The following is an 8934-nucleotide window of genomic DNA, read 5'->3' as shown; positions in this document are numbered from 1 at the left end:
AATCCCTGGACCGAAATCCGGGCCCAGTCGAACTTCATCCGACTGAACCAATTTCGGTCTAGGACGCGAGGATCAGGCGGCGGCCGGGTCCGCCGCCTTGACCCCATAGGCCGCCCACAGGGACCCGTCCTTCAACGTCCGCGCCAGGAAGGCGGCGTGGTCGGCGCGTTCCTGTTCGGTCGAGGCCGGCGCCAGGGGGCGAGGTCGCGCACCGTAGCCGCCGACGGCGCCGCCCACGGCCGCCGCGGTCGTCGGGCGCGCGGTCAGGTCCAGCGCCCGCTCCTTGCCCCCCTTCAGCTCCAGATAGACGTCGGCCAGCAGCCGGGCGTCGATCAAGGCGCCGTGAAGCGTGCGCTCGACCAGCGAGATCTTGAACCGCTTGCACAGGGCGTCCAGCGAATTGGCCATGCCCGGAAATCGCTTCTGGGCCAGCTGAAGCGTGTCGATCCAGCGCGTCGCCTCGATCAGCGGATGGTCGCACCGGCCGCATTCGAAATCGATGAAACTGCGGTCGAAGGCGGCGTTGTGAGCGATCACCGGGGCGTCGCCGATGAAGGCCATCAGGTCATGGACGATCTGGTGGAATTTCGGCGCGTCGCGCACCTTGTCGTCGGTGATGCCGTGAACCGCGATGGCGCCGGGCGGGATGGTCCGTTCGGGATTGACCAGGGTGTGGAAGGTGCGGCCGGTCGGCAGCAGGTCCTCGATCTCGATACAGCCCACCTCGATCAGACGGTCGCCCGTCTTGGGATCGAAGCCGGTGGTTTCAGTGTCCAGGACGATCTCGCGGGCCATGGCCCTTATTGGCCCGGTTCGGCCCGCGGGTGAAGCCTTCGGCGCGGCGGCGTCCACAGGGGATCGGTCGCCAGGGCCACGATGTCCGCCACCCGCCGGCGCGCCGGCTCGATCCCTTGGCCGGTGTCGATCAGGAAGTCCGCACGGCGGCGTTTCTCGGCGTCCGGAAGCTGCCGGGCCAGCAGGGCGTCCAGACGCTCGCGCGTCATGCCGGGTCGGGCCAGGACGCGGGCGGCCTGGATTTCGGGATCGGCGGTGACCACCACCACGGCGTCGGTCAGGGCCTCCAGACCCTTTTCGAACAGCAGGGGGATGTCCAGCACCGCCAGCAGCGTCCCGTCACGTTCGGCCCGGGCCAGCTCTTCCAGCCGATGTTCGGCGACCAGGGGATGGACCACGGCCTCCAGCCGGGCGAAGGCGGCGGCGTCCGCGCCCAGGGCCTGGGCCAGGCGGGCGCGGTCCACCGCGCCGTCCACGACCGCGTCGGGAAACAGGGCCTTGACCGGGGCGACAGCCCGGCCCCCGCGCTCATAAAGGGCGTGAACGGCGGCGTCGGCGTCCCAGACCGCCGCCCCCGCCTCGGCGAACAGGCGCGCCGTGGTCGACTTGCCCATGCCGATCGATCCGGTCAGGCCCAGGACGATCATGCCGTCTCCTTCAGATGGGCCAGGGCCAGGGCGCGCACATCGATGGCCGGCGGCGCAACCCCGAACAGGGCCTGGAACGATGGCCGCGCCTGGCCGATCAGCATGGCCAGCCCGTCCACGACCGGCAGGCCCCGGCGCCGGGCGGCCGCCAGCAGGGGAGTGAGCAGCGGCCGATAACCCATATCCATGACCACGGTGGCTGGCTCCAGGGCGTCCAGGTCCAGGTCGGGCGGGACGCTGAGGGCGTTGACCACCAGGGCGGCCTGGTCGAAGGCCTCGGGGCTGCGGGTGACGATGGCCGAGGGGCCGAGGTCGGCGGCCAGGCGTTCGGCCCGCTCGGCCGTGCGATTGACGATGCGGACCGCCGCACCGGCCTGGACCAGGGCCGCCGCCGCCGCCCGCGCGGCGCCCCCCGCCCCCAGGACGACCACGGCCCGGCCGGCCACGTCCAGGGCCGGCGCCTGTTCGGCCAGGGCCGCCATCAGGCCAAGCCCGTCCGTGCTGTCGGCCAGGATGCGGCCGTCCCGGAACAACAGCAGATTGGCCGAACCGGCCCGGCGCGCCGTCGCGGTCGCCCGATCCGCCGCGGCGAAGGCCTGTTCCTTGTAGGGGGCGGTGACGTTCAGCCCGGCCAACTCGCCCGCCCGGCCCCGGTCGAGCAGGGCCGCGAAATCCTCCGGCGTCTCGGGCCCGAAGGCGTCGTAACGGGCGTCCAGCCCCGCCGCGGCGATCCAGGCGCCGTGCAGCAGGGGACTGAGCGAATGCCGGATCGGATGACCGGCCACCCCGGCCCGCAGGGTCATGACGCGATCACCCCCTGGCGCCGCAGCTGATCCAGCACGGCCCACAGCGGCAGGCCCAGGACGGTGAAATAATCGCCCTCTACCCGGTCGAACAGCTGGGCCCCCATCCCTTCCAGCCGATACGAACCGACGCAGGCCAACAGCCCCTCGCCCTCGGCCGCCAGATAGGCGTCGAGGAATTCGTCGGAAAAGTCCCGCACCTGCATCGTCGCCATATCCACCGCCGACCAGACCACCTGTCCGTCCCGGGCCAGGGCGGCGCCGGAATGGAGATGATGCGCCCGGCCTCGCATGGATTTCAGCCGCGCGCGGGCGGCGTCCAGGCTGGGGGCCTTGGACACCAGGCCGCCGTCGAAGGCCAGGGTCTGGTCCGCGCCAAGGACCCAGGCGCCGGGCGCCGTCTCGGACACCGCCACGGCCTTGCGGCAGGCCAGGGCCCGGGCCAGTCCGGCGGCGTCGGCCGGGTCGAACCCGGTCTTGACCGCCGTCTCATCGACATCGGCGGGCCGCACCTGAAAGGCGACGCCCGCGTTTTCCAGCATGGCGCGCCGGGCCGCGCTGCCCGAGGCCAGGATCAGGGCAGGGGTCGCGGTTGCAGTCACCATGTGGTCGCCAACCCCCGGCTGCGCTTCTGGCTCAGCAGGTTGAGGATGGCGGCGGCCGTCTCCTCGACCGAACGGCGGGTGACGTCGATGACAGGCCAGCCGCGCCGCTCGAAAGCCCGGCGCGCCTTGACCGTCTCCTCGCGCACGGCCTCGTGGTCGACATAGTCCGAGGCCCGGCTGGCGTTCAGCCCGTCCAGCCGGTTGCGGCGAATCTGGACCAGCCGATCCGGCGAGACGCTGAGGCCCACCACCAGGGGATTGCGCAGGGCGGTCAGCCGCTCTCCATCCTCCTGGCCCGGGACCAGGGGCACATTGGCCGCCCGGATGCCGCGATGGGCCAGATAGATGCAGGTCGGGGTCTTGGACGTCCGGCTCACCCCGCACAGGACCACGTCGGCGCCCTCCAGCTCCTCGGTCGCGCCCTGGCCGTCGTCATGGGCCATGGCGAAATCCAGGGCGGCGATGCGGTTGAAATAGTCGTGGTCCAGGGCGTGCTGGGCCCCGACGCGGGTCGACAGGGCCGCGCCCAGATAGCGCGACAGGGCGCCGACCAGGGGATCCAGGGCCCCGATCTGGGGCATGTCCAGCCGGCGGCAGCCCTCTTCAAGCTGTTCGCGCAGGTCGCGGTCGACGATGGTGTGCAACACCACCCCCGGCGCCTGGGCCGCCTCCTCCAGCACCCGCTCCATCTGTTTGGGCGACCGCACCAAGGCGTAGATGTGCTCGATCGGGATGACGCCGTCGAACCGGGCCGTCACCGCCTTGGCCATGGCGTTCAGGGTCTCGCCGGTCGAATCCGAGACCAGATGGACATGGAAATAGGTCGCCAGGCGCGTCGGTCCGGAGCGGGAAAGGCGGGCGGCGGGCGTCATGGGCGGGCGGAATTCCTGTGGGTCGGCCTGTGGGCGGCGGGCGCCGTCCTGGGCGCCGATGACCATAGCGCCCGGCCGTCCGGGGAGCGAGTGTGAAGCCGGGGGGATCGATCGCCCAAGTCTGGCCCCATTTCTCCCCTGGCCGAAGAATTCGCCGCTGAACCCTGGGGAGAAGGTTAACGAAGTCCTAACGGCGCACACCCCGGCGAGAAGGAGAGGGTTTGAGGTTTAAGACATTCTTCAGAGTCATCCCCGGTTTCGACAGGGCGGTGGGGGTCGTGCCGAAAGCGGGGCCAGACGGGGGAAAACCTGATGCAAAACGTCGCAATCAGGCCGGTCATCCCCGCCATTCCGGGGGCCTACCGACTACTTCCATTCCTCTTTTCTTCTTTGATCTGGATTAGGGTTGAGCCCGCGTCACGGGGCTCGTATCAGCCGAACGGATGAGCACCCCCGCCCTGATCCGTGTCCTGAACGGCGAGACCCCGGCCCGGCCGCCGGTCTGGTTCATGCGTCAGGCCGGACGCTACCTGCCGGAATACCGGGCCCTGCGCGCCCAGGCGCCGGATTTCATCAGCCTCTGCCTGAACCCCGAAATGGCGGCCGAGGCGACACTTCAGCCCATGCGGCGGTTTCCGTTCGACGCGGCCATCGTCTTCGCCGACATCCTGCTGATCCCCGGCGCCCTGGGCCAGACGGTCTGGTTCGAGGCGGGCGAGGGACCCCGCCTGGGCGCCCTGCCCGAGATCGCCGTCATGCGCGACCTGGCCCCGGCGGCGGGCCAGGCCCTGAAGGCGGTGGGCGAGACCCTGACCCTGGTTCGCGCGGCCCTGGAACCCGAACGGGCCCTGATCGGTTTCGCCGGGGCGCCCTGGACCGTGGCCACCTATATGCTGGACGGAGAGGCGCGCACCATCGGCAAGGGCGAGCGGGCGCAGGCCCGGACCTATGCCTATGCCGAGCCGGACAAGGTCGCCGCCCTTCTGGAGATCCTGGTCGAGGCCACGGCCCATTACCTGAAGATGCAGCAGGACGCCGGCGCCCAGGTGCTGAAGATCTTCGAGAGCTGGGCCGAGGGCCTGCCCGACGACCTGTTCCAGACCCTAGTCCTGGCCCCGCACCAGGCCCTGGTGCGCCGCGCCCGTGAGCTGGGCGTCACCGTCCCCATCATCGGCTTTCCGCGCGGTTCGGCTGCCCTGGCCGAACGCTACGCCACCGAGGCGGGGGTCCAGGGCGTGGCCCTGGATACGGCCTGTCCGCTGGAGGTCGGTCGCCAGGTCCAGGCGATCCGGCCCATCCAGGGGGCGCTGGACCCCCTGTTGCTGCGCGCTGGCGGGCCGATGCTGGATCGGCGCATCGATCAGCTGATGGAAGCCTGGGGCGAGGGGCCGTGGATATTCAACCTGGGCCACGGCATCCTGCCGGATGTGCCCATCGCCCATGTCGAACAGGCACTGAAGCGGATCGGGGCGGCATGAGCCGTATCGCCGTCGTCCTGTTCAACCTGGGCGGACCGGACGGACCCGAGGCGGTCCGGCCCTTTCTGGCCAACCTGTTCAGCGACCCGGCCATCATCGGCCTGCCCGGCCTGGTGCGGCGGCCCCTGGCGAACCTCATCGCCGCCCGGCGGGAGACGGCGGCCCAGGCCAACTACGCCCTGATGGGCGGCGGTTCGCCCCTGTTGCCCGAGACCCGGGCCCAGGCCGAGGCCCTTGCGGCGGCCCTGAAACAGGCTCGGCCGGACGACGAGATCGGCGTCTTCATCGCCATGCGCTACTGGAATCCCCTGACCGAACAGACGGCGGCGGAGGTGGCGGATTTCGCGCCGGACGAGGTGGTTCTGCTGCCCCTCTATCCGCAATTCTCGACCACCACGACGGAGTCTTCCCTGAAACGCTGGCGCGAGGCCTATCGCGGGCCGGGGCGCGACCATGTGGTCTGCTGTTATCCGCGCGCCGAGGGCTGGACCGCGGCCCAGGCAGGGGCGATCCGGGCGCGTCTGGACCAGGCAGGCGCGGCGCCGGTGCGGGTGCTGTTCTCGGCCCACGGCGTGCCGGAACAGATCATATCCAGGCGCGGCGACCCCTATCAGGAACAGGTCGAGGCCACGGCGGCGGCCCTGGCCGAGGCCCTGGGCCTGGTCGACTGGCAGGTCTGCTACCAGAGCCGGGTCGGGCCGCTGAAATGGCTGGGGCCGTCGACCGCCGAGGCGATCCGGCAGGCCGGCGCCGACGGGGTCGGGGTGGTGGTCGCGCCCATCGCCTTCGTCTCGGAACATGTCGAGACCCTGGTCGAGCTGGACATCGAATACGGCGAACTGGCCCATCGGCTGGGAGTGACTCCCTATCTTCGCGCGCCCGCCGTCGGGGTTTCGGCCGCCTTCATCGAGACCCTGGTCGGGGCGGTGGAAACGGCCCTGGGCCGGGCCGGGGCGGCGCCCTATGGTCCGGGATGTTCGGGGCGCTGGGCGGCCTGTCCGTTTCAGGCGAATTGCCCGGAGGAGGCGGCGTGATGGAATACGACCTGGTCCGGGGCCTGCACATCGTGGCGGTGATCGCCTGGATGGCTGGCATGCTGTTCCTGCCGCGCCTCTACGCCTACGACGCCGAACAGGCCGACAGGCCCGAGCCGGTGCGGTCGGAGATGCGCGCCCTTCTGCGGCTGTGGCAGGTGCGGCTGCTGCGGATCATCGTCAATCCGGCCATGATCGTCGCCTTCGTCTTCGGCGGCTGGCTGCTGTGGATCCGCAGCGGCCACGGCGCGGACTGGAGCTTCGCCCACCAGCCGTGGATGGTGGTCAAGCTGCTGGGCGTCCTGGCCCTGTCGGCCTGGCACGGCTTCCTGGCCGGCCAGCGCAAGAAGATCCTGGCCGGGACCTCGAAATACTCGGGCCGCTTCTGGCGCATGACCAACGAGATTCCCTTCCTGATCGCCATCGTCATGGTCCTGTCGGTGACGACGGAATGGACGTTTTAGGGGCGCTATCGGTCGACGCGCGGCGTCTTCCTGCTTGAGCGCGTTAGGGGCGCTATCGCTCACGCCGCGGGCGCTCGCTGCTTGAGGGCTCTATCGAGGGCCAAGTGCGGCGGTGCTTGACCCGGGGAGGCGGGCGTGGTTTGCCTGCGCTTGAACCGGTCCTGGCCCTTTGCCGGACGGTCCCTCTCTCCCAGCGATGCCGCCTCCCTTCTCGAAGCCGAGGCGGACTCCATCGCCGTTCCTGCCGGCCGCAAGGCCATGAATCGCCAGCCGTCCCGACCTCGCCCGGTGCGAGCGTCCGGGCGCGCGCCTGAATGAAGATGCCCATGACCGACGTCCGCGATACCGACCCCACCGCCCCGGAAGCCGAAACCTTCGACGCGGACACAACCGCCGCCGACCAGGTCGTCATCGACCAGGAGGCGGATGAGGACGACGATGGCGAACCCATCGTTCCCAACGGCCGCATCACCCTGGCCGAACTGAACGAGAAGTCGCCGGCCGACCTGGTCGCCTTCGCCGAAGGGCTGGAGATCGAGAACGCCTCGAACCTGCGCAAGCAGGACCTGCTGTTCGCCATCCTCAAGGCCCTGGCCGAGGAAGAGGTCGAGATCATCGCCGACGGGGTGCTGGAAATCCTGCCCGACGGCTTCGGCTTCCTGCGCAGCCCGGACGCCAATTATCTTCCGGGTCCGGATGATATATATGTGTCGCCGTCCCAGATCCGCCGCTTCGGCCTGCGCTCGGGCGACACGGTGCATGGCGCGGTGCGCGGCCCGCGCGAGGGCGAGCGCTATTTCGCCCTGTTGAAGGTCGACACGATCAATCTGGAAGACCCCGAGGCGGTCAAGACCAAGGTCCTGTTCGACAACCTGACCCCGCTCTATCCCGAAGAGCGGATTCACATGGAGATTCAGGATCCGACCCTGAAGGACCGTTCGGGCCGGGTGATCGACATCGTCGCCCCCCTGGGCAAGGGCCAGCGCTGCCTGATCGTGGCCCCGCCGCGGGTCGGCAAGACGGTGATGCTGCAGAACATCGCCAAGTCGATCGAGGCCAACCACCCCGAGGTCTTCCTGATCGTCCTGCTGATCGATGAACGGCCCGAAGAGGTCACCGACATGCAGCGCACGGTGAAGGGCGAGGTCGTGGCCTCGACCTTCGACGAACCGGCGTCGCGTCACGTCGCCGTGGCCGAGATGGTGATCGAAAAGGCCAAGCGACTGGTCGAGCACAAGAAGGACGTGGTCATCCTGCTGGACTCCATCACCCGCCTGGGCCGCGCCTACAACGCCACCGTGCCGTCGTCGGGCAAGGTGCTGACCGGGGGCGTGGACGCCAACGCCCTGCAACGACCCAAGCGCTTCTTCGGCGCCGCGCGCAATGTGGAGCAGGGCGGAAGCCTGACCATCATCGCCACCGCCCTGATCGACACCGGCAGCCGGATGGACGAGGTGATCTTCGAAGAGTTCAAGGGCACCGGCAACAGCGAGATCGTGCTGGACCGCAAGGTGGCCGACAAGCGCATCTTCCCGGCCATCGACGTGCTGAAGTCCGGCACCCGCAAGGAAGACCTGATCACGCCCAAGGACCAGCTGACCAAGACCTATGTCCTGCGCCGCATCCTGAACCCCATGGGTCCGCAGGACGCGATCGAATTCCTGCTCGACAAGCTGCGCCAGACCAAGAACAACGCCGACTTCTTCCAGTCTATGAACACCTGATGGGCAGGCCGGGTGGAGAGTGATTAGTGATGAGTGACTAGGGCGGCATTGCTCATCACCCCCAACCACTAATCACCAACCACCCATCACCCCTCATCCGCGATGTTTCACGTGAAACAGGAGACGATGCGATGAAGGTCAATGTCGAAGTCGATTGCACTCCGGCCGAGGCGCGCGCCTTTCTGGGCTTGCCGGATGTGGCGCCCCTGAACGAGGCCATGGTCGCCGAAATGCAGAAGCGGATGCAGGCCAATGTCGCGGCCATGCAGCCCGAAGAGCTGATGAAGACCTGGACCAGCTTCGGCCTCCAGGCCCAGGACCAGTTCCGCCGTCTGATGGAATCGGCGGTCACGGGCGTCGGCAAGCCGTGAGGCATGCGCTCCTCCCCCATCGGGGGAGGGGGACCGCGAAGCGGTGGAGGGGGCCAGCCCCGGACACCGACGCTCGGGTCAGGCCCCCCCCCCCCCCCCCCGGGCGGCCCCCCCCCCCCCCCGGGGGGGGGGCGGCCCGAG

The 8934-nt window shown here is 69.5% G+C and carries 10 protein-coding genes; 5 read left to right on the top strand and 5 right to left on the bottom strand.

Features of this window, described 5'->3' with window-relative positions; translation table 11 throughout:
• Positions 1 to 72 precede the first annotated feature (72 nt).
• Genes dnaQ through KF910_RS13955 form a run of 5 tightly spaced genes read right to left on the bottom strand, consistent with a single transcriptional unit; the run spans position 73 to position 3722 of the window.
• Positions 73 to 795, bottom strand: a complete 723-nt coding sequence (dnaQ, locus tag KF910_RS13975; protein ID WP_292263988.1) for a DNA polymerase III subunit epsilon — start codon at positions 793 to 795, stop codon at positions 73 to 75.
• A gap of 5 nt (positions 796 to 800) precedes the next feature.
• Complete coding sequence (gene coaE, locus KF910_RS13970; RefSeq protein WP_292263987.1) at positions 801 to 1442, bottom strand: dephospho-CoA kinase; 642 nt, start codon at positions 1440 to 1442, stop codon at positions 801 to 803.
• A complete protein-coding gene (locus KF910_RS13965; protein WP_292263985.1) occupies positions 1439 to 2245 on the bottom strand; it encodes a shikimate dehydrogenase family protein in 807 nt (268 codons plus the stop codon). The genes coaE and KF910_RS13965 overlap by 4 nt, the downstream gene beginning before the upstream one ends.
• The gene (locus tag KF910_RS13960) at positions 2242 to 2850 is read right to left on the bottom strand and encodes a Maf family protein (RefSeq protein ID WP_292263983.1); all 609 of its coding nucleotides are present in this window, start codon (positions 2848 to 2850) and stop codon (positions 2242 to 2244) included. Before KF910_RS13960 ends, KF910_RS13965 begins: the two co-directional genes overlap by 4 nt.
• On the bottom strand, positions 2844 to 3722 hold the full coding sequence (locus KF910_RS13955; RefSeq protein WP_292263981.1) for a pyruvate, water dikinase regulatory protein: 879 nt from the start codon (positions 3720 to 3722) through the stop codon (positions 2844 to 2846). The genes KF910_RS13960 and KF910_RS13955 overlap by 7 nt, the downstream gene beginning before the upstream one ends.
• A 443-nt stretch (positions 3723 to 4165) precedes the next feature.
• On the opposite strand from KF910_RS13955, the gene hemE reads away from it, so the two are divergent.
• From hemE to KF910_RS13930, 5 genes are all read left to right on the top strand, one after another.
• On the top strand, positions 4166 to 5200 hold the full coding sequence (hemE, locus tag KF910_RS13950) for a uroporphyrinogen decarboxylase (RefSeq protein WP_292263979.1): 1035 nt from the start codon (positions 4166 to 4168) through the stop codon (positions 5198 to 5200).
• Complete coding sequence (gene hemH / locus KF910_RS13945) at positions 5197 to 6234, top strand: ferrochelatase (RefSeq protein WP_292263977.1); 1038 nt, start codon at positions 5197 to 5199, stop codon at positions 6232 to 6234. The genes hemE and hemH overlap by 4 nt, the downstream gene beginning before the upstream one ends.
• Positions 6234 to 6698 (top strand): CopD family protein, encoded by a 465-nt coding sequence (locus KF910_RS13940; protein ID WP_416354719.1) that lies wholly within the window; start codon positions 6234 to 6236, stop codon positions 6696 to 6698. The genes hemH and KF910_RS13940 overlap by 1 nt, the downstream gene beginning before the upstream one ends.
• Before the next feature lie 326 nt (positions 6699 to 7024).
• Positions 7025 to 8422 (top strand): transcription termination factor Rho, encoded by a 1398-nt coding sequence (gene rho / locus KF910_RS13935; RefSeq protein WP_292263973.1) that lies wholly within the window; start codon positions 7025 to 7027, stop codon positions 8420 to 8422.
• Positions 8423 to 8553: 131 nt separating this feature from the next.
• Entirely contained in the window at positions 8554 to 8793 is a 240-nt protein-coding gene (locus KF910_RS13930) for a DUF6489 family protein (protein ID WP_292263971.1), read from the top strand.
• The last annotated feature ends 141 nt before the right edge of the window (positions 8794 to 8934 follow it).

Origin of the sequence: Brevundimonas sp., from assembly GCF_019636155.1 — a bacterium.
Taxonomy (GTDB): Bacteria; Pseudomonadota; Alphaproteobacteria; order Caulobacterales; family Caulobacteraceae; genus Brevundimonas.
This window is presented reverse-complemented; position numbering and strand designations above follow the sequence as displayed.